Genomic DNA, 20,756 nt, shown 5'->3' on the forward strand with positions numbered 1-20,756 from the left:
AGGAAATACTGCGACACACATCAACAACAAGCCTCTGCCTCAGTCTCATGATATGTGCTCACCTATGAAGATTGGCAAACAGGCTATTGTCAAGTCTTACGCCTCACAACGAAAATAAATGACCAGGAGAGCAACGTATCTGCTTTCTCAATTTTGCAACCTAAAGGCCGCCATTTTTTGATTTCTGGGATGACCCCAATCTCCGACAATCTCCAGGTTAAGTTTTGCCAGCCTAGACATATAAGCCATCTCATCCACCGAATAATGAAATGGATCTGAATCGTATTGAGTGACGATGTTTCCGGGAATCTGTGTGATAGGATCCAGATGAGCAGGAGTTTGAGCCTGGAAAAATGTCGAATAGTAAACCCCATCTGGAGCGAGACTCTCCCTGACTTTATTCAAGCACCTTACAATAATATTCATTGGCAAATGGGTAAACACTGAAACTGATACCATAAAGTCGAACTTCGAATGCAGTTTGTCAAATGAGAACTTGTCATCGACAACCAGGTGAGGTTTTTTATGGGCAAGGCCCGCTTTTTCTATTTCAATTTTACCTGCATCAATCAATGAAGAATTAATATCCAATCCGTAATAGTTTTCCTCTTCAAGGTAATTGACATAGTGAACTCCACCACGCAAGCATCCGCAACCGATATCCAATAGTTTGTGAGATGGCTTGAGACCATAATTGATCAAAAATTCAAGCTGCAAAACTCCTAACTCTTCCCACAATCCACCGACGAATTCCCTATGTGAATTATTCTCGATCTCTACATCTGTGAGTTGTTTGAAATATGCATTGATTCCTTTCATCATGCTCATGTATTTTCTCCGATCTATCGATACGTAAAGGCACAACCCCCAGAAAACAGCAAATTCAACATAGCATCAAAACTTTAATCTGATACTTCTCTGGAATACCATTCGCAAAGTCTAACCTTAATAAACACTCTAAAATAATACCAAATCTCATAACCGATGTTTTTGGCGCCGCAACACTGGCACGCCTAAAAACCCGACTATTGATCAGCATGGCGCATGCTTCCGCTTAACCATAAAACACCAACAAATACATCAGCCATACGACTAACAGGATGTAACCTGTAGCAAATATACTATTTAAAGCCCAAACGCAATACCAGAAGGGACCGCTGAAATGCGCGCGCGATCGAAAATTATCCCATAGCAATGCGATGGATGACGGCACAATCAGAATTGCGGACACGCCCAAAGCAGGAAATACAATAAACATCAGGCCAAGACCAGCCGTCCCGGCCGTTGAAGCCGCGTGGTCTAGTTTAATTGGCATAAGAAATACGCAGGCTAGCAGAAGAGACAACATGGAGATCGTCAAACCCGTAATTTGCAATCCTTTCATGACCCCTCCAGGGACAGCAAGACCATAACCAATAACTAATTACGAATTACTACGAGTCATTCTCGACGATAATCGCCACTACAAGACCGAATACAGCATATCTATAGCTAGACATCAGCTGCAGCGCTTTACACATGAAATCTACCAATCAATTTCGATCGGGGCATCAACCTTCACAAGCCTCTTGAATTCCTCCATCTCACTATTCGTCAAAGCAATACAGCCAGTAGTCCAGTTAAAACGCTGCATGAGTGGGACAAGCCATCCAAGCCCATTTCGCTGCCGGAGAACCATGATGAAACCACCCGGCGACACGCCTTGCTGCTCCGAAAACCTTTGTCTGCGTGATTTGGATAAGAAATGTGCATCGTCCTGTAAAATGCAGAGTCCCCTTTCTTGTAATCCAGGAGGTAACGGGACTCCGGTGTTTTCTTATCGCGCTCTTGCTGCTTGTGCCCTCTAGGATTCTCACCAAAAGCGACATGGCACTCACGAACCACCTCTTGGCCATCCAGCGGTTAGAGCCGATTTTCTGACTTATCTACACTGGCGAGATCAACTTCTACAAAAACGTCATGGGCAAAAGCAGCGAAAATCAAGACAATAAATTTCATGTTTCTGCAGCACCTAAAACATTTGTTACAGATCATGGTTTTGTTCTAGTGCGTACGCCAACCGTAGGGATAGAAGTTCACTGGCTTGCCATTCCTGAAAACCAAATATGATTAGCTAACTATTATTTTCCAATACAATCTCGTCCACCCATTCAAGAACCATGCTTATGCTCTGTTTCTTCTCGTCTTGAGCATAATCTGTATACATTGCATTGATCTTAATCGGCCACCCATCCAACAACACATACCCGACAATTTTCAATGTCCGCTCTTCTATATATTTACCATCCAGTTCATACGATACATTCATATCAATCTGGTACAAATAAGAGCGGTCGTTATCTCTGATCAACTGAGAACTCACACTATCAGATCCAGACAGATTTTCCATTGAATTCCCTGTTCTCAACTGAATATCAGTATCTGAATTAACCTGGTTCTTCGAATATTCAATTATTTGGTTATGCTCATCAGAAAACTCTTTTTTGATATCAACAAAGCTCTCCTCAGAGACATTACCGCTTCTGTATCGGTTGTCAAAAAACAACATGATGACACTACCCACCGCATCCGACTCAGAATCTCTAAGATCAACATCTGAGAAACATGACAAGAGATGCACAACCCCAGGACGACCATACGCTTTGTTCATGTAACTCCAAATTCCAAAATCAGATTCACAAACCGGCTCATGCTGTTGAAATGTAGGTATTCTGATCTGATCGTCAAATATACTCTTCTCCATGATGCTATTCGCACTGGAATACTTACTTACACCAATAAGAAACAAAAAAATAAAAACAGGCTTTATCATTGCCACCTCTGAAGGACCATCAAAACCGACACTGTCAGCATATGTTATATGTTCATTGCGAAGAAACTGAATCAAGGCGAACTATACAAAAAATGCACGCCGACTGAAACGTTCCATGGATAACCGAAGCATATTGCTTGTGATTGTTAGGTATGAAGCACCACCTATGGCTGTATATTCACCTTCAACCGTACGGGCCAGCCATCTCGTGGTGGACTTGGAAATCTGTTATTGACAAACCATATTGCCACACACGAAGAGTAATGATGTACTGGACGCACCTCAACAGTCTCAACTTTACCGGTGTGATCTATAGTGGCAACTAGCTCATAGTAACCTGGCGTTGCTCTGATTTTTTCTGAATCCTGAAAGCACTTACTATCCGCAACCCACGTACTTTCTCTGACCAATTTTTCGTACTTCTGCCCTTTCTCAGATTCGATTGCCGCCTGAGCAAATAGCACCTTTGCTTCGAAGCTGTCAGCAAAAACTGCGCTTGAGAAAAAGAGAATCATCAGCGGCAAAATTGATTTCATATTGACTATTTTCTGACGTTATCATCAGGTGCATTCGCTAGGGCGTCGCTTGCGCAAAATTATTGGAGGTTGCCGGGCAAGATTCGAAGTAAGCACTCAAATTGTACCCCGTTAGCTCGTTGGCCTCATTGAGATGACCTCGGTACTCGACAAGATAAGTCGCTCCTGACACAGCCAACTCCCCGGAAAAACCAACTCCCTGGTAAGACGGATTGCGATAGGTGTACATATCTTTAATATGAATTTCTGTATCTTCTGAAAGCTCCACAATCTCAGATATCTGGGAAGGCAACGAGCAATTTCTACGTTCTTTATTTAGCTTACTTTGGAGCTCTTTTTGCCCATCGTAGTACCGTTTACTTTCTAAAGAAACTATCGGGATTAGCTCCCAGTTTTGTCCAATCATCGCATGCTGCGGTTTAACCCCGAATAAAGGGCATGTATCCCAGCGCATTGCTATCACTGTCTTATGCTTTGGAACAAGACATTTGTAGATGCGCGCCTCTCCGGACAAATCTATAGCCTGCTGCGAAGCACATGCTGTTAAAAACAAGGATAATTTCAACACCAATAGCTTGACTAGATGACCCATTCGACCTCTAACACCGCGCGCAGCGGCGGCTGAATTTTTGAATTTTGGCGCGCAAATATGAGCGTAACGAATGCACAAAAAGTTCGCAAAATAAGACATTGGACTGCCGCACCTTGTTGTGCGATTACCCCTGATCTACGAACACTATTTCCGGTTCAGATTTATGGCAATAATCACGACAAACCAAGATATAATGAAGTGTTTTACCGTCTGAATATAGAGTCAAATCATATGCGAAATAATCTGGTATTGGAAATCTGCTGTTGGCCCCAAACACCCTCAGGTGATACAAGTGTTCAAGTTTACTCTCAATGCCAAATCTATTTTTTAGTTTTTCATTAAATCTATCTATTTGAAATGAATGCAGCTTTTCAAATGCTACTGGTCCGAAATTATCTGGAGATTTATATTTACCCAGATCAGAAGTGCTCTCAACATTCCCTCTAGAAGATAGGTAGACAGCTTCTCCGGAGAGCGCTTTCCACTTATACCCATTGGCAGGAACTATCACTTGTCCATCTCCATTTTTCCTGATCTTAATCCATCCGGAAATTGGATCTTCTAAGACTTGCCTCTCTAGTAGCCTTGGATTCAACTCATAGGAGCTGAAACTGGGTTGACTCGCTACAAGTAGAAGAATTGTAGATATGAAGTTCTTAATCAAAGGAGAATCCCTCTACTACGCATGACGCCGCCGGCAGAGGCAGCTGACCTTCTGCGCGTTTCGCTTAAAAATGGGACCAAAGCGACCTGCGTAAAACGTGCACAAGGCAAGTTGTCCCGCGGAGGGCCAGAGGCCCGGAGCATATTGCCCGGTCTTGTTAAATACTGCGCTCATACGCTTACTTGGTGCCACCTAGTTTCGTTGAATTCTTTGAGTGCTCCACGATATTTTGTATTACCAATGGTTATTGAAAACTCATGAGATTCACCTGCTGGCACCTTAAGCCACACGGAGCTCCTTGGCATAATTGTAATAGCTGATTGAGCCTCACATACTTTTGCATATTCATCAGCGCATAGCTCAAAATCGGCCAGGAAATCACTCAATTGGATAGGTACAGTGGAATCAATGTTTTTGAACTCAACCACTCTCTCATGACTAATATCATAGGCGAGGCGTGAGCTACGATCGGACTGTGGGAATATTGGGACAATGATGCCAATGGATTCTGAGCGACGCTTATACGGAGAAGAGCAAAGAACGGCTGATGCACTTTGGTTGGCGGTAAAGCACCAAATATTATTGAAGTCATCATATTCCTTGGAGGCATACTCCACCAATTCAAAATGATGATTCTTAGCTGCAACGGTACAGCCTGAAATAACTATAAGTATTGTAAGAAGTATGAGATATCTCATAGACATTTAACGCCGCCGGCAGGGCAGCGTACCTTTTGCACATTTTACGCGAAAATGTGAGAACAGCGACCTCCGTAAAAAGTAGCTGTCTCGCAGAGGGCCGCAGGCCTGGAGCAGATTTCCCGGCCTTATTATGTTTCAGCCTCGCGCTCGCCTATACACTTTTGAATGGCAACCTCTTCAATGTATGTGCCAATCCTCTCTTGATCTATAAGCTCGCTAGGTGAATGATTACCAATCAAATCATCTGCTAGACATGAGCATACTCGTCCTTTTTCATCCGTGTTTTCAGGCTTTACACAAGCCTCAAGAAAAGACTCCTTGAAAGACGCATTGAACGTATCTGAGTTCTTGTCTAAGAATTTGTCGATAGCTCCATCACATCCTGCCAAAAATACTATGCAAAAAAATATTGGTTTACATTTCATAGCTTATTTATTACCAATTTAGAACATAACGCGGCCACCAGGGGCAGCTGGCCTTGAGCGCTTTTTGCGTGAAAATGGAAATGTCGCGACCTGCGCAAAAAGTGCATAAGGTAAGCTGTCCCGCAGAGGGCCGAAGGCCCGGAGAAATTTGCCCGTTCTTGCTATAAGCCTATCGGTACTTATTGTTACGGAGCGCATCTTCACATTTATCCAAATTACAGTTTTCTTCCAATATATACAGCAAAGTATCAGAGGCTTCTGTTAGTTTTGACTTTGCCTCCTCAAGTTTGCCTGCGTCCAGCAGCGATTGAATCTCCGCAATTAGCTTAAGCTGATAGATAGCATTATCTGATAACGCCTCCTCGACAATTACAGCAGATTTTTGGTCAATATGCTGATTGACAACTTTGACCACAAAATAACCACCGAGTGTTACAAGTAGAAAAGCTATAGAGGAAATATATGTTCTTCTCATACGAGGCTGATAGTTACTCTTGAGTTATAACGCCCACAACAGGAGCGACCAATATTGTACAAAACTGGCAGCACAGCGACCTGCACAAAATGTGCATAGTTCTGGGCGCCCCCCGGAGGCCCGGCGCAATCAGCTTGCGCTTGTTAGGAGCTTCGTATCAGGTAAGCAATATCACAATTGCTGAATTACGCGCATTCACGCCGTAGAAAAAACTCTTAAGCTCATTGTACAGCCAGATATCATGCTCGGGGTCAAAACCGGTTTTAGCCAAAATGACTTCAAACTCTTCCTGTTCAGTCGACTGAAAAATATCTGAGATAGCACTGACAGTGGCACCGTCGATATAGCCTACTGCAGGATCACCACCAGAATCTAGTAACGGGTGATATCTTCCTGTGAAGAGGTACCTAATAGCTGAAACCTCATTCTTGAGCGCTTCCTGCCACAGCGGCCATGAATCCTCCAGTTCAAGAACCTCAGCTTCTCCAAGGCCGAAATCGCCAATCACCTCATACCAGTCGCTAGTCTCTTTGAGCCCGTCAAGCTGATTAGAGTACGTATCATTTACTTCAAATAAACTTCCCAAACTGATTCCTAACGCCCGCAACAGGAGCGACCTATGCTGTGCACATTTTGTACGAAATTGGGAGCGAAGCGATCCGCACAAAATGTGCATTGCGTTGGGCGTCCCGCGGACGCCCGAAGGGACGGAGCAACTTCCTTGCGCATGTTAGCCATGCGCTGGCATCAGGGATCTAACCATGCCAAGTAGATCCTTCACACACCTACTCTCTTCACCAAACTGGACTTTATAGTGGCAATAATTTTCTGAGACAGCGTTTCCTTTTACGTAGAAAATATGCACAGATGAACGATATTCTTTAGTGCTTTCTAGCAGCGGTTTATTGAGCTGGAACATATACTTTTCCATTTCTGGAGAGTGCACTTGATTGCAAACTTTTTCGAATTCAGATTCACTTATTGAGTATTTTTCAATCTTGGCTTCCGGACCTTTTCGTCCGAGATAAACATCTATTCGCTCGTCTCGACGGACCATCACCAGCGTGAAAGTCTTAACTCCGCTATCGATAATTTCATAAACACAAGAATCATACTCACCTTTCATTGAGAGAAACCTTGCTATGTGCTATTTGAGCGTCTAACGCTGTCCGGCGCCACCAGGCACGAAGTTCGTGGCCTTGTTAAGCTTTTTCATAGGTCTTTACTTTTTCGAATGACTCAATGCTGCCTTCAAAAGGTCTGTTGAACTGGGATGTATCTTTAGACCCGACCTTATCGATAGAGCCCCAAGTTGCCTCACATTCTTCACAGTTGAATAGCATCTCATTTGAGGCCGGATTAACCCATTTATAAATCCAACCTTGATCACACCTGGGACACCATCGTTTCGATTCATTACAGCGAGAGCAAACAAAGTACTTTACACCAGTTGGATTTTCTCCAACTTCGAATACAGGTGCCGTTTTGCATGTTGGACATGCTATCTCGCTCATGATGCTCTCTTAAACATAACGCCCGCAACAGGGGCGACCAATGTTGTGCGCATTTTGCGCAATAATGGGAGCGTAGCGACCGCGCAAAAGGTGCACAGCATTGGGCGTCCCGCGGAGGCCCGAAGGGCCGTAGCAAACTGCTTGCGCTTGTTATGTGCTTTGAACCCGACAGCGAAGGACAATTTATTCAGGGCTCTTTATCGTCAACTTTATCAAGCAAGCATTGAAATTCTGGGGGCCGTCTACTGCACCAAAATCAAGTTTTAAATACTCTACATCGAATATATATTTTTCATGCTCTTTCCTGTAGTAGGACTTATACCATAATTTTCTATTAATGCAGTTAGAAGGTGGATAACTTGTACGGAAAATTACACTACCCACCTTAACACCATCTGCTCCACCCTCATTTTCTGGATTAATGCTTACCCCTCTGACTAACCCAGACTCATGAAAGACCACATTCCTATCCCGGAGATCACCTGATATGAGTGCCTTTCGATTTTCTACCGTATAAATCGAATAAAGTGAAACAAAATACCAACCAGCCCAAAGAACACCAAAAATACTCAGAATAAAAATTACAAAACCATTCCTTAGCAGGGCCCAACTATCATCTTTCACAATAAAATACAGCAAAAACGGGAAAGCGATCGAAAGAATTCCAGCGATGATATACAGAATAAAGTCGTGTCCGATCACGAAGGTGATTTCTTCATGCATGATTAAATGATCACTGGTCTTACCCACAAAAAGTAGACATTCTAACTATGCGCATTTGCGCTCATACTCTGCCGGGCTCACATAGCCCAAGGCGGAGTGCCTACGGATCCTATTGTAGAAAACCTCGATGTATTCAAACACTTCGGATTTCGCCTGTTCTTCACTTTGGAACGGGTCTGCGTAGACCAATTCAACTTTTAGTCGACTAAAGAAGGACTCCATTGCGGCATTATCCCAACAGTTGGCCTGACGGCTCATGCTGGGCTTACACTTATTCTCAGACAATAGATCCTGATACTTCTGCGACCGATATTGGACCCCCCTGTCAGAGTGAACAATCAATCCAGGCCTCGATTGTCGCTGCGCCAAAGCCATCTTCAACGCCCGCCGCGTCAATTCATCGCTCATCTGGGAATCGAACGCCCAGCCGATGATACGCCGAGAGTAGAGATCCATCACTACGGCCAGGTACAACCAGCGATCTCGCACCCAGATGTATGTAATATCACTAGTCCAACGGCGATTTGGCTGATCCACATTGAAACAGCGCTTAAGCAAGTTGGCCGCGACGTTGATATTGGCTTCAGCCGGTTTGCTGTATCGAAAGCCTTTGCCGTTTCTCGCTCTTATATGTTCCTTTCGCATAAGCGCAGCGATATAGTTCTTTGAGCATGGCTCACCCGCCTCTTGAAGCTCCCGAGTGATTCTGGGCGCTCCATAGCGGCCTCTAAACTCTGCAAAGGTCTCCCTCACCTTCTCGGCTATCCGAACCCTTCTCAGAGCTCTAGGGGACACCAAGCGGCCGAGCCAACGATAATATCCCGATCTTGAGACTTCCAAACACCGACACATCAAGCCTATCGGGAATAGTCCCACATGCTCCTGTATCAGTGCGTACTTTACTCTTGGTGGTTCGCAAAGTACGCAGCTGCCTTTTTTAGGAACTCGACCTCCTGCCGAGCCTCATGCAGTTCCTTCTTCAGCCTGCGAACTTCCGCACTTTCCTGTTTGGAATAGTCAACGCCATCCAGGCTATTGAACTGCTTTTCGGACAGTCGCCGAAACTGTCGACGCCAGTTATAGATCTGCTGGGCACTGACACCAAGCTCCCGAGCAACTGATGCGGTTGTCGCACCGGGCCTCTCTGCCCTCTTAACCGCTTCTCTGCGGAACTCTTCCGTATACGCCTGAGTTCTTTTCTTACCCATGGTACACCTCCGTGTTAGGCCGAAACCTAACTATACAGGGTGTCTACTAAACGTGGGTAAGTCTTCTGCCTAACGCCCAAAGCAGCGGTGCGAAGCATCCGCTGCCTTTGCTTGTTATGCCTTTAACCTACCAGCCATCTAAATAAACCTGCTGCAATTAAACTGGCCCCAACGGACTGCACAAGAGACCATAAAAACACGCCTTTTGCTGAAGAGAATGCTTCTTTATTTTCGTTTATTCGTTCGGCATTTTCTTTGTCGTCACCACGCGTAATATCAAAAATCACATCTTGATTAGTAATTTCTGACAGGGACTCATAGATCCTTCCTGCCCTCTTCCTGCCATGGTTGGCAAAAAATGTATTGAAAAAAATTCCAGCCATAAGTATGGACATCAGTGTGGGAAGTAAATTTTGATTTCCATTAAGATATGAATTGACTGCAAATATTGCCAAGCAAACTATAGTGGCCGACGCTGCAGGAAAAATATAGTGTATAAACCTAGCTATTCTAGCTTTGTTTTTCTTGGCGAATGAAAATGTTTTTGAGATTATAGGAGGCTGTTTTTGACCTTTGTGCCATTCATCGACTGCCCCCATTAAAGATTTACTCAGCTCATCATCAAGATAATCTGTTCTACAAAACACTGGAGCCAACAGAGTATCAAATTCGTCCAGTTTAGATAGATCGGAAGATGCAAGCATTTGAAATACATTCCCTGCATTCATCTTTCTGGCTATTCGTATAAACATTGAATGATTTAACGGGTTGCCAGTATCATAATCTTCGTAGAGACAATTTATTTTTATTATTACCTCTTTAGTGTTTGCTGATTCATTCCAAGAGTAACTTAAAAAATCAGAGTAGCTTTTTTCAACGATCGTTTTCTCGAACCCAACTCCTATCTTTATAGTGTAGTCACGTATGTGAGATAGCTTTAGCTTGTCAATCAATGAGTTTACTAGAACTTCTATGTCAGCTTTTGAAACAGCAATTGCGCCAGAGAACGTTTCTACACGACTACTTGGCTCTCCATTCATCATATAAAAGAAGTACTTTAGCCTGTCATGATCTATATCGACGGACAACCCTTTAGCTGCTTCCTCTCTTTCTGCTTCTTTAGGGATTAAAACTTGATCTGACATAGATTCTCCTTGTGATTGCATGATGTATCAGAGGCATAACGCCGCCAGCAGGGGCAGCTTACCTTGTGCGCGTTTTGCGCAAAAATGGGAGCGCAGCGACCTGCGCAAAACGTGCGCAAGGTAAGCTGTCCCGCGGAGGGCCGAAGGCCCGTAGCTTTACTGCCTGGCTTTGTTATAGCCACCTTCTGATATCTAGAAGCTCCCTGTCCGGCTGAGGGCCGAATTTACTATCTAATAAATATATTTCGGATGCGCCGCCACCTAAAGCTGCCTCGCGGAAAAACCTTAGCTCTAGTTCAGTGTACCCACCTTCCATTTCTGGAACTAAATGAACTAGAACCTTTGGCTTCAACAAACCAAACAGCACTTTTGGCTGAGCAGAGATTGCCTCTTTAAATGTTTTCTCTACCTCAATAAATTTTCCAGCCAGCGATCTTGGGTGGCTCAAGCCTTTCGATCGAAATTGGCGCTCGTTATTGGAGCCAACAGTTCTCGCTTCGATATAGCCCTTATAAACTTTTATGTAAATCAGTTTTTTCATGAATCTCAATTAGCTATAACGCCGCCGGCAGGGGCAGCTTACCTTGTGCGCGTTTTGCGCAATAATGGGAGCGAAGCGACCTGCGCAAAAGGTGCACAAGGTAAGCTGTCCCGCGGAGGGCCCTAGGCCCGTAGCAAATTGCCCGGCCTTGTTATAAATCACACTCACGCTCCCCGCGGAGTACATTACATAGCGCCCCAGCATGTTCGTAGGAGATACCCAGTATCTCCATAATGTTGGGACGCGGAACGGAACTAGCTCCGTAAAGTATCTCCCTGAAGCTACTCAAAGCTGCTGAAGCCACTAGTTGAGGTTGCGCTTCAAGAGACTGCGGCCAGTTTTCAACTAGTGACTGCATCTGCGATTTTTCTAGGCCGAAAAGAGTTGGGCACTCCCAGTTCCACTTATAGATCCAGTGCTTTAACGCTCTATAAATCGCTTGGCATTCTTCTGCACTGAATTCATTCATGATTTATAACGCCCGCAGCAGGGGCGACCAATGCTATGCACATTTTGTGCGAAACTGGGAGCGCAGCGACCTGCACGAAATGTGCATAGCGTTGGGCGTCCCACGGAGGCCCCGTCAGGGGCCGGAGTATCCTGCCTGCGTTTGTTAAAACCTCACTCAACTCTGACGGTCCTACTTGATTCTGAATTGGGATTTATCCGCAAAACACCTTCGTGCGTGTAGTAAAAACCAACAATTCCGGGACCACTAATTCTTGTTTTTCCAATCAGTTCTGGCTTGGACACAAAGTAAACGGCCAATTCGTCTGGCGGGCCATGATACTGAGCTAATACAGATTTTACTTTCTCTGAAGCTTCGCGATCTGTATAGCGGTTTAGATCTCGGCAAAGTACGAATATTTCATCATTTCTTTCAAATCCTTTAGCGATAGATGAACAATCGTCGTCAGCAAGCGCGTTCGTTGTAAAGGAGACAAGAAGTAGACTCAGAATTTTTCTCATTGAGTTTTAACGCCCGCAACAGGGGCGACCAACGCTATGTGTGTTTTGTGCGAAACTGGGAGCGCAGCGACCCGCACAAAACGTGCATGGCGTTGGGCGTCCCGCGGAGGCCCAAAGGGCCGTAGCATTCTGCTTGCGTTTGTTAGATTTAGTCGGAGCAAATTGCATGGTTTACCATACCTAACTCGACATTTGCCCAGCAACCACAGGGATTATTGGATTTAGAGCACTGCCCTACGGCAAAAACATTGCCAGCCTTACTCTCTGAAACCCTACATTCACCCTGGCACTGCGAGCTACTTAAGCACGACTTCCCGGCATCTGTGTAGTCCACAATACACATCTCGTGACCCGACAAGCACACTGGGCGAAACTCTCCACCAACCGACACGCATTGCTCTGCTGTTCCAATTCCATTGTATCTCGCAAGCTGCTCTTGCTTATCTTTGGAAAGCATCCACTGCTTCATAGCAAACAACATCAAGATTACTAGAAGAACAGCTGATATAGACCTGGCCATAGAAATCTAACGCCGCCGGCAGGGGCAGCTTACCTTGTGCGCATTTTGCACGAAAATGGGAGCAAAGCGACCTGCGCAAAAGGTGCACAAGGTAAGCTGTCCCGCGGAGGGCCGCAGGCCCGGAGCAAATTGCCCGGCCTTGTTATGTGTTTGCTACATAGATGACTAAGAACCCTACCACTAAAAACACCGGCCATGACAGGTGCTTACCTTTAGATCCGATAAGAGCAGCGAAGCCATGTATTAAAAATGTAAGGCCAATGATATTACACACAACAGTAAAACTAATAGTCGAAGTAGACAAGTGAACTAGTATTAGCGCAAATCCGAGCCATGCTACTGTGGTTAAGTGCCAAGCAAATCGCAATGTATTTTTTGTAAAATCAGAGCTGCCAAATAATTTCGGCAAGTCATTTCGTCTAAACAACCTAGTGAGAATATATCGCTCACCTAAGTATGAATGAGCGATACCAATTCCGATGAGTAATACAGCTGCGACAATAAGCAATTTGCTTACTCCTTACGACACATAACGCCTCAAACAGGGGCGCGCGTTAGCGCGTCCCGGCCGCAGGCCCTTGCTGCTTTGACTTGTTATGTTTGACTACCCAATGTGCGCCCTGAGTTGCCAAACAGGCTAGATAAAGAAAGATAGCAATCACACAAAGTAGTACCGGCCATGTTGCTACATACATATGCGAAGCACCCTCATAATACTCTGGGCGCTCGCGTATAAACAATAAATAGAACCAAGCCAACAGCCCCACACCAAGAACAACGTCAGATGCCAGACGATATATGCTGACGCCCGCCAGTTTAAAGCGAGTTTTGGTTGCTATTAATAAGGCTAGGCCAGCAGGTAAAGCTGTAGCGAAGCCAGCAAGTACAGCTGAAACAACAACATTTGTGTGTATATCAGAGAACGTGGCGTGACGCAGAAAATCCATGAGGACGTTTACACCAGCCATTACCATCAATACTGAGATAAATATTATTCGAGGCATACTTCAAATCTTTGCGAAAACATAACGCCGCCGGCAGGGGCAGCTTAGCTTGTGCGCGTTTTGCGCAATAATGGGAGCGTAGCGACCTGCGCAAAAGGTGCACAAGGTAAGCTGTCCCGCGGAGGGCCGCAGGCCCGGAGCAAATTGCCCGGCCTTGTTATACGGCATACTTCCAGCCCCCACCGATGTCCAGAGATCTTTCTTTAGCATCCAGGTCTGCGGCCTCGAACGCCGTGACGATCTTGTCTGAATACGTCGTTATTGAGGGGTATGTGAGGTCCCAGTCATGCGAACGAACCTCATTCCCGGCGTCACGCCACGCAACCCAGCTATTGTACCGAAAGCCGTAAGAACCATTTTCGTGACAGTAGACTTCCAGAATCACCGGCTCATCTTTAATTGCTTTATAAGCAACAACATCGCTTTCTGGCACGTACGGCTCTGGACTAATTTCAGGCTTAAGAAACTCATTTATAAACGATGCCATTTCTACTTAGCCGTATAACAGTTTATTCAAAAGACGCTGCTTTATAACTCTGTTCTCTATAATTCTCCTGGCCGAAAATCGGGAAGGGTAAAAACAGCTTAGATATCAAGAGATTAGAGAACACGATCGTTTTTCCTGTCCGAACATTCAAGCAGCGATTCTCTATAACCCTAAATAGAGCTGCACTCGATGTTATTTTAATTCCCTTTAAAGTCAACAGGTTACCCTAAAGACAGGGAAGCAGGCGCCCGCTGCAGCTGAATACGATGGTATTCATCACCAGGCCGCAGATAAACTGTATAGATAAACAGTATTTAAAGGAGGGAGTCTCATGGATGACATTCGCCACCGATTACCAAAGAAGCCAGAGCGATTCATGGATCTGCTCCGTCATCATATGCGGCAGTCTGGGCTGGCCTTTCGCACCGAGCAGACATACACACACTGGATCAAGCGGTTTATTCATTTTCACAAGCTCCGGCACCCACAGGAGCTGGGCGTGAGGGACATTGAGGCATACCTCAATCATCTTGCTGGGCAGCGCGATTGCGCTATCAATACGCAGAAGCTCGTACTCAATGCACTGATGTATTTATTCAAGCGGTTTCTTGGGCGCGAAATTGAGGGGCTCGAGTTCACTCCAGCAAAGCAGTTTCGCCGGCTGCCAGTGGTTTATTCCAGAGAGGAGATACAGTCAATACTGGCTCAATTAAGTGGTGTGTACCGACTTCAGGTTATGCTTCTGTACGGGGCCGGACTGCGCAGCGCAGAGTTGTTGGGACTCAGGGTCAAGGACATCGATTTCGGCAGCCGCAACGTTGTGGTTCGTGGAGGCAAGGGGAACAAGGATCGAACAACGATGTTACCGCAGGGCCTGGAAGGCCCACTACGCCAGCAGATCCGTGAGGTCAGCCTTTTACACAAAAGGGACATCAATGCAGGCTACGGTGAAGTCTACTTACCCGATGCACTATGCAGGAAGTACCCTGGCGCCGCGAAAGAGCTGGGTTGGCAGTTTCTATTCCCCTCTACGCAGATTGGGCGCGATCCTCGCTCCGGCGTATTGCGCAGGCACCATATGCATCCTACGACGCTGGGTCGTCAGATCCGGGCGGCGGTGCGCGCAGCGGGCGTGCTGAAGCCAGCTCGCACCCACGCTTTTCGGCATAGTTTCGCCACGCATTTATTGGAAGCAGGTTATGACTTACGGACTATTCAGGAATTACTTGGACACTCAGACATTTCGACCACTGAGATTTATACCCACGTAGTAAATCGCGGTAGTAAAGGCGTTCTGAGCCCAATGGACCGCCTTATGCCTGGGCCAGGTGTAACGGAACAACGGCCCCACTACGTCATCGCTACCTCGTCACAAATTTGAGGCATAAAAAAGCCCCGCTAGTGCGGGGCTTTTTTGGATAGGCCGAAAGGCTGGCTTACATCATGCCGCCCATACCGCCCATGCCGCCCATGCCACCCATGTCAGGTGCTGCAACAGCCGGCTTGTCTTCTGGCAGTTCAGCAACCATGGCTTCGGTAGTGATCATCAGGCCGGCGATGGAGGCAGCCGCCTGCAGTGCAGAGCGGGTGACCTTGGCCGGGTCCAGGATACCCATTTCCAGCATATCGCCGTACTCGCCGGTACCAGCGTTGTAGCCGAAGTTGCCTTCGCCCTGCTTGACCTTGTCGACAACCACAGAGGCTTCGTCACCAGCGTTGGTAACGATCTGACGCAGCGGCATTTCCATGGCGCGCAGCGCAGCAGCAATACCGTGGTTCTGGTCTTCGTTGTCGCCGGTTACAGAGATCGCCTGGATAGCGCGAACCAGAGCGGTACCACCGCCAGGTACAACACCCTCTTCTACCGCAGCGCGGGTTGCGTGCAGGGCGTCTTCAACGCGGGCTTTCTTCTCTTTCATTTCGACTTCGGTGGCAGCGCCAACCTTGATCACGGCAACACCGCCAGCCAGCTTGGCTACGCGCTCCTGCAGCTTCTCTTTGTCGTAGTCAGAGGAGGACTCTTCGATCTGGGCACGGATCTGCTTAACACGTGCTTCGATGTCAGCAACGTCACCGGCACCGTCAACGATAACGGTGTTTTCCTTGGACAGGGTTACGCGCTTGGCGGTACCCAGGTGCTCCAGGGTGGTGGCTTCCAGCTCGAGGCCAACTTCTTCAGAAATTACGGTTCCACCGGTCAGGATCGCGATGTCCTGCAGCATGGCCTTGCGACGGTCACCAAAGCCCGGCGCCTTAACCGCAGCAACCTTAACGATGCCGCGCATGCTGTTCACAACCAGGGTGGCCAGCGCTTCGCCTTCTACGTCTTCAGCGATGATCAGCAGCGGCTTGGAAGCCTTGGCAACCTGCTCCAGCAGCGGCAGCAGATCACGGATGTTGGAGATCTTCTTGTCGACCAGCAGGATGAACGGGCTTTCCAGCTCAGCGGTCATGTTTTCCTGGTTGGTGATGAAGTAAGGAGACAGGTAGCCGCGGTCAAACTGCATACCTTCAACCACGTCCAGCTCGTTCTCGAGGCCGGAACCTTCTTCAACGGTGATAACGCCTTCTTTACCCACTTTCTCCATCGCTTCAGCGATGATGGTGCCAACGCTCTCGTCGCTGTTGGCAGAAATGGTGCCAACCTGGGCGATGGACTTGGTGTCTTCACACGGAGTCGCCAGACCAGCAATGTGATCAACGGCTGCAACAACGGCTTTGTCGATGCCGCGCTTCAGGTCCATCGGGTTAAAGCCCGCAGCAACGGACTTCAGGCCTTCGGTAACGATTGCCTGGGCCAGAACGGTAGCAGTGGTGGTGCCGTCACCCGCGGTGTCGGACGCTTTGGAAGCGACTTCCTTCACCATCTGGGCGCCCATGTTCTCGAACTTGTCTTTCAGCTCGATTTCTTTGGCGACAGATACACCGTCTTTGGTAACGGTCGGTGCACCGAAGGACTTGTCCAGTACCACGTTACGGCCTTTCGGGCCCAGGGTGGTTTTTACTGCGTCGGCCAGGATGTTTACGCCGTTCAGCATTTTCTGACGAGCGTCATCACCAAATTTAACGTCTTTAGCTGCCATGATTCTTATTCCTCAAATTCTGTATATGCGGTGTGAGCGGGCTGGGCTTAGCCTTCCAGCACGCCGTAGATGTCGCCTTCGCTCATGATGATCAGCTCTTCGCCGTCCACCTTGAGGGTGTTGCTGTCGGCGTAGCGACCGAATACAACGGTATCGCCAACTTTTACGGACAGCGCGCGCACGTCACCGTTATCCAGCTGCTTGCCTTCGCCCACGGCTACCACTTCGCCCTGGTTTGGCTTTTCTTTGGCTGCGCCCGGCAGAACGATACCGCCAGCGGACTTGGCTTCTTCTTCCTTACGGCGTACTACGACGCGGTCGTGCAAAGGACGAATTTTCATGGATAAGCTCTCCATTGAGTCATTTCTTAAGGTTTTACAGTCGTGCTGCCCAGCGCTCGGGAGCCCTGGTACAGCACCCCGCTCTGACCGGCAGAGCCGGGGCAAAATCTTGGGGTGACTGCCTATCTATGGGCACCCGGGGGGATTTCAACAGTGGGGAAGAAAAAAAATACGCAATCGCGCAAAGACACCGCTTTCCGGTTACTTTTCGACCAATTCAGTCGTCACCATCGCGGTGACGGTGGTCAATGGGGCGGGGTTTGTCACCGTGGTCCGGGCCGTCAAACTGCCCGCTCCGGGAGCGGTCACCGGCATCACGGGTGAAGTCGCCTTCGATGATGTCAGAATCCTTGCCCTGACCGTAATGACCTGGCCCGCCGGGGCCATCGGCATTGAAGGTGCCCCCTTGCACGACCACCACATGGCGCAGGATACGCCCCAACAGTAATTGCCGGAGCCCCGGGATCAGGCAGGCGAAGCCGAGTGCATCGGTAAAGAATCCCGGCGTCAACAACAGCGCACCGCCAACGGCCAGGAAGATCCCCTCTGCCATTTCCCGGGCGGGCAGCTCGCCAGCCTGCATTTTCTGCTGCGCGCGCATCACCGTCGACAGCCCCTGGCGCCGCAGTAACGCCAAGCCCACCACCGCCGTCAGCAGTACCAGGCCGATAGTCGGCAGTGCGCCAATCTCCTGCCCGACGGCAATCAGCAGCCACATCTCGATCACCGGGATGGCGATGAACATCAATAACAGGATTCGCATGGTCACTCCGAATTCGACGAACTTGTTGGCCCGCCGGTTAGTGTCTATTTTGTTCTGTTAGCGCAGAGCGGTTCCCGGACAGGGGCCTCACTCTACCCCTCCGGTTGTCTCGGCGCACCATCAGTTGGCGCATTTCGCTTCCAACAATGGCATTTTGGGGCCATCTCAAGGACTTCAAGAGGGCAGCCCCACAACATACGGCCATTCGCGATGACCCGAAAGATTACACAGGTGGGGGACCAAAATGACAGGGGAGCCTTCCCAGAGTATGGCGGCTGAACGCCAATCCACAGATATTCACCCGGTAACGGCGGCCCTGCAGACTGCCGATATTCAGGTGAATGGCGAGCGGCCGTGGGACATGCAGGTCCACCAACCCGCAGCCCTGGACGAGATCCTCACCCGCGGCAGTCTCGGCCTGGGCGAAAGCTACATGCGCGGCGACTGGGACGTGGCCGCCCTCGACCAATTCTTCTACCGGGTACTGCGCGCCGACCTGGCCCGCTATATCAAATCCTGGCGTAACCTGTGGCGCTACCTGCGCGCGACACTGGTAAACCTGCAGAGCCGGCGCCGCGCCTTTCAGGTGGGTGAACACCACTACGACCTCGGCAACGATTTTTACCAGGCGATGCTCGACCCCCGCATGACCTACAGCTGCGGCTACTGGCGCGAGGCCGAGGACCTGACCCAGGCTCAGGAGGCCAAGCTCGACCTTATCTGCCGAAAGCTCGGCTTGCAGCCGGGCATGCGCCTGCTGGATATCGGTTGCGGCTGGGGCAGCCTCGCGGGCTTCGCCGCGGAGCGTTACGGCGTCGAATGCGTGGGCGTTACCATCTCCAAAGAGCAGAGCCGCTACGTGGCAGAGCACTATGCAGAGCTGCCCATCAAGGTGGAACTGCAGGACTACCGCACCCTGAGCGGCGGTCCGGGACAACGGTTCGATCGCATTGCCAGCGTGGGAATGTTTGAGCACGTGGGCCACAAAAATCACCGCGCTTTTATGCAGGTGGCACAGCGCTGTCTGGCACCGGACGGGTTGCTGCTACTGCACACGATCGGCAAAAACAAACGCCGCACGATTCCAGATCCCTGGATTGAACGCTACATCTTCCCCAATGGCGACCTGCCCTCTGCCGACCAGATTACCGAGGCCGCCGACGACCTCCTGCTCTGTGAAGATGTACATAATTTTGGCACTGACTACGATCGCACGCTCATGGCCTGGCACAGCAATTTTGAGGCGAGCTGGCCACAGTTTGCCGATCGATTTGGCGAGCGTTTCTATCGTATGTGGCGATATTATTTGCTCTCCTGCGCCGGCGCATTCCGCGCACGACACATTCAGCTGTGGCAGTGGGTCTTCAGCGAAAAACGGGAAGGTGGTGTACAGCGGGTGTGCTGAGGGAAGTCCGGGGCTGACGTGCGCCAGCCCGGGAGATGATGGCTTTTGGAGCGAGAGACCTAGAGGCGGGCGCCGCCGTCAATGTCCAGCACCCGGCCACTGAGGTAATCATTCTCGATAATAAAGCCCACCGTCTGGGCGATCTCAGCGGGCGCACCCAGCCGACGCAGAGGCACCTGCTTGACCAGTGCATCGAGAATTTCCGGGCGCATCTGCGCGACCATGTCGGTGCCGATAAAGCCGGGGGCAATACCCGCAACGCGAATACCAAACCGTGCCAGTTCCCTCGCCCAGCTCACGGTCATGGTGGCAACGCCAGCCTTGGCCGCCGAGTAATTTGTCTGACCCATGTTGCCCGCACGCGAGAGACTGGAGATATTCACGATGACACCCCCATCTTCGCTGGAGGTACCGCTGTCGATCATCTGCTGAGCCGCCGCGCGACCACACAGGAAGACACCGGTCAGGTTCACATCGATCACCGACTGCCACTGGGACAGCGACATCCGGTCACTGACCTTGCCATCTTTTACCTTGAGGAGCATGCCGTCGCGCATGATGCCCGCGTTGTTCACCAGCACGTGCAGGCCGCCAAAGTCGGCAGCAATCCGGGCAAAGCCCGCATCGACCTGGGCCTCATCGGCGACGTTAAAGGCATAGTGACGCACTTCAGCGCCCTTGGCGCTGCAGGCCGCGACGGCTTCCTGCAGTACTTCTTCATTCAAATCCACCAGCGCCAGGCGCGCACCGCGCTCAGCCAGGTATTCCGCCATGGCGCGACCAAGCCCCTGGCCGCCGCCGGTAATGGCAACGACTTTGCCTTCAATGTTCATGTTGTCTCCTCTCAA

General features: G+C 48.9%; 26 protein-coding genes. 3 read left to right on the forward strand and 23 right to left on the reverse strand.

Annotated features, from left to right (window positions below):
* Positions 1–147 precede the first annotated feature (147 nt).
* Together ACXAD0_RS15780 and ACXAD0_RS15785 are read right to left on the reverse strand one after the other, a co-directional pair.
* Positions 148–828 carry a class I SAM-dependent methyltransferase gene (locus tag ACXAD0_RS15780; RefSeq protein ID WP_475089578.1) on the reverse strand — a complete coding sequence of 227 codons (681 nt, stop codon included), beginning with the start codon at positions 826–828 and terminating at the stop codon, positions 148–150.
* 226 nt (positions 829–1,054) lie between these two features.
* A complete protein-coding gene (locus ACXAD0_RS15785) occupies positions 1,055–1,384 on the reverse strand; it encodes a hypothetical protein (protein WP_475089580.1) in 330 nt (109 codons plus the stop codon).
* Positions 1,385–1,959: 575 nt separating this feature from the next.
* Here ACXAD0_RS15785 and ACXAD0_RS15790 point away from each other — a divergent pair.
* Entirely contained in the window at positions 1,960–2,109 is a 150-nt protein-coding gene (locus ACXAD0_RS15790) for a hypothetical protein (RefSeq protein WP_475089581.1), read from the forward strand.
* 4 nt (positions 2,110–2,113) lie between these two features.
* Here the strand turns inward: ACXAD0_RS15790 and ACXAD0_RS15795 are convergent, their stop codons facing one another.
* From ACXAD0_RS15795 to ACXAD0_RS15875, 17 genes are all read right to left on the reverse strand, one after another.
* Positions 2,114–2,887, reverse strand: coding sequence for a hypothetical protein (locus ACXAD0_RS15795; protein WP_475089582.1), 774 nt, complete (start codon positions 2,885–2,887; stop codon positions 2,114–2,116).
* Positions 2,888–2,976: 89 nt separating this feature from the next.
* Complete coding sequence (locus ACXAD0_RS15800) at positions 2,977–3,348, reverse strand: hypothetical protein (RefSeq protein ID WP_475089583.1); 372 nt, start codon at positions 3,346–3,348, stop codon at positions 2,977–2,979.
* Between the two features lie 37 nt (positions 3,349–3,385).
* Positions 3,386–4,039: a hypothetical protein gene (locus ACXAD0_RS15805; RefSeq protein WP_475089584.1), complete on the reverse strand. Its 654-nt coding sequence runs from the start codon at positions 4,037–4,039 to the stop codon at positions 3,386–3,388.
* A gap of 25 nt (positions 4,040–4,064) precedes the next feature.
* Positions 4,065–4,604 carry a hypothetical protein gene (locus ACXAD0_RS15810; protein WP_475089585.1) on the reverse strand — a complete coding sequence of 180 codons (540 nt, stop codon included), beginning with the start codon at positions 4,602–4,604 and terminating at the stop codon, positions 4,065–4,067.
* Positions 4,605–4,774: 170 nt separating this feature from the next.
* On the reverse strand, positions 4,775–5,308 hold the full coding sequence (locus tag ACXAD0_RS15815) for a hypothetical protein (RefSeq protein WP_475089586.1): 534 nt from the start codon (positions 5,306–5,308) through the stop codon (positions 4,775–4,777).
* A 125-nt stretch (positions 5,309–5,433) separates the two neighbouring features.
* Positions 5,434–5,730 (reverse strand): hypothetical protein, encoded by a 297-nt coding sequence (locus ACXAD0_RS15820; RefSeq protein WP_475089587.1) that lies wholly within the window; start codon positions 5,728–5,730, stop codon positions 5,434–5,436.
* 169 nt (positions 5,731–5,899) lie between these two features.
* Entirely contained in the window at positions 5,900–6,205 is a 306-nt protein-coding gene (locus ACXAD0_RS15825) for a hypothetical protein (protein ID WP_475089588.1), read from the reverse strand.
* Positions 6,206–6,362: 157 nt separating this feature from the next.
* A complete protein-coding gene (locus ACXAD0_RS15830) occupies positions 6,363–6,791 on the reverse strand; it encodes a hypothetical protein (protein WP_475089589.1) in 429 nt (142 codons plus the stop codon).
* 144 nt (positions 6,792–6,935) lie between these two features.
* A complete protein-coding gene (locus ACXAD0_RS15835) occupies positions 6,936–7,331 on the reverse strand; it encodes a hypothetical protein (protein ID WP_475089590.1) in 396 nt (131 codons plus the stop codon).
* Positions 7,332–7,902: 571 nt separating this feature from the next.
* A complete protein-coding gene (locus ACXAD0_RS15840) occupies positions 7,903–8,469 on the reverse strand; it encodes a hypothetical protein (protein WP_475089591.1) in 567 nt (188 codons plus the stop codon).
* A gap of 18 nt (positions 8,470–8,487) precedes the next feature.
* Positions 8,488–9,333, reverse strand: coding sequence for an IS3 family transposase (locus ACXAD0_RS15845; RefSeq protein WP_475090290.1), 846 nt, complete (start codon positions 9,331–9,333; stop codon positions 8,488–8,490).
* Between the two features lie 8 nt (positions 9,334–9,341).
* The gene (locus ACXAD0_RS15850) at positions 9,342–9,650 is read right to left on the reverse strand and encodes a transposase (protein WP_475086650.1); all 309 of its coding nucleotides are present in this window, start codon (positions 9,648–9,650) and stop codon (positions 9,342–9,344) included.
* Between the two features lie 122 nt (positions 9,651–9,772).
* On the reverse strand, positions 9,773–10,795 hold the full coding sequence (locus ACXAD0_RS15855) for a hypothetical protein (protein WP_475089592.1): 1,023 nt from the start codon (positions 10,793–10,795) through the stop codon (positions 9,773–9,775).
* A 172-nt stretch (positions 10,796–10,967) separates the two neighbouring features.
* Positions 10,968–11,336, reverse strand: coding sequence for a hypothetical protein (locus tag ACXAD0_RS15860; protein WP_475089593.1), 369 nt, complete (start codon positions 11,334–11,336; stop codon positions 10,968–10,970).
* 621 nt (positions 11,337–11,957) lie between these two features.
* Entirely contained in the window at positions 11,958–12,305 is a 348-nt protein-coding gene (locus ACXAD0_RS15865) for a hypothetical protein (protein ID WP_475089594.1), read from the reverse strand.
* A 1,074-nt stretch (positions 12,306–13,379) separates the two neighbouring features.
* Complete coding sequence (locus tag ACXAD0_RS15870) at positions 13,380–13,772, reverse strand: hypothetical protein (RefSeq protein WP_460806081.1); 393 nt, start codon at positions 13,770–13,772, stop codon at positions 13,380–13,382.
* 214 nt (positions 13,773–13,986) lie between these two features.
* Entirely contained in the window at positions 13,987–14,316 is a 330-nt protein-coding gene (locus ACXAD0_RS15875) for a hypothetical protein (protein ID WP_475089595.1), read from the reverse strand.
* A 331-nt stretch (positions 14,317–14,647) separates the two neighbouring features.
* Here ACXAD0_RS15875 and ACXAD0_RS15880 point away from each other — a divergent pair, with 331 nt between their 5' ends.
* Positions 14,648–15,697: an integron integrase gene (locus ACXAD0_RS15880; protein ID WP_475089596.1), complete on the forward strand. Its 1,050-nt coding sequence runs from the start codon at positions 14,648–14,650 to the stop codon at positions 15,695–15,697.
* A gap of 55 nt (positions 15,698–15,752) precedes the next feature.
* Here the strand turns inward: ACXAD0_RS15880 and groL are convergent, their stop codons facing one another.
* The 3 genes from groL to ACXAD0_RS15895 all read right to left on the reverse strand — a co-directional run bounded on the left by groL (position 15,753) and on the right by ACXAD0_RS15895 (position 18,503).
* Positions 15,753–17,399 (reverse strand): chaperonin GroEL, encoded by a 1,647-nt coding sequence (gene groL, locus ACXAD0_RS15885; protein ID WP_475089598.1) that lies wholly within the window; start codon positions 17,397–17,399, stop codon positions 15,753–15,755.
* Positions 17,400–17,446: 47 nt separating this feature from the next.
* Positions 17,447–17,740, reverse strand: a complete 294-nt coding sequence (locus ACXAD0_RS15890) for a co-chaperone GroES (protein WP_475089600.1) — start codon at positions 17,738–17,740, stop codon at positions 17,447–17,449.
* Between the two features lie 217 nt (positions 17,741–17,957).
* Positions 17,958–18,503 carry an FxsA family protein gene (locus tag ACXAD0_RS15895; RefSeq protein WP_475089602.1) on the reverse strand — a complete coding sequence of 182 codons (546 nt, stop codon included), beginning with the start codon at positions 18,501–18,503 and terminating at the stop codon, positions 17,958–17,960.
* A 268-nt stretch (positions 18,504–18,771) separates the two neighbouring features.
* Between ACXAD0_RS15895 and cfa the strand changes: the two genes are divergently transcribed.
* The gene (gene cfa, locus ACXAD0_RS15900) at positions 18,772–19,908 is read left to right on the forward strand and encodes a cyclopropane fatty acyl phospholipid synthase (RefSeq protein WP_475089604.1); all 1,137 of its coding nucleotides are present in this window, start codon (positions 18,772–18,774) and stop codon (positions 19,906–19,908) included.
* A gap of 59 nt (positions 19,909–19,967) precedes the next feature.
* Here the strand turns inward: cfa and ACXAD0_RS15905 are convergent, their stop codons facing one another.
* A complete protein-coding gene (locus tag ACXAD0_RS15905; RefSeq protein ID WP_475089605.1) occupies positions 19,968–20,741 on the reverse strand; it encodes an SDR family oxidoreductase in 774 nt (257 codons plus the stop codon).
* Positions 20,742–20,756: the final 15 nt, after the last annotated feature.

The sequence above is a fragment of the Microbulbifer sp. ABF4_148 genome (assembly GCF_056158985.1).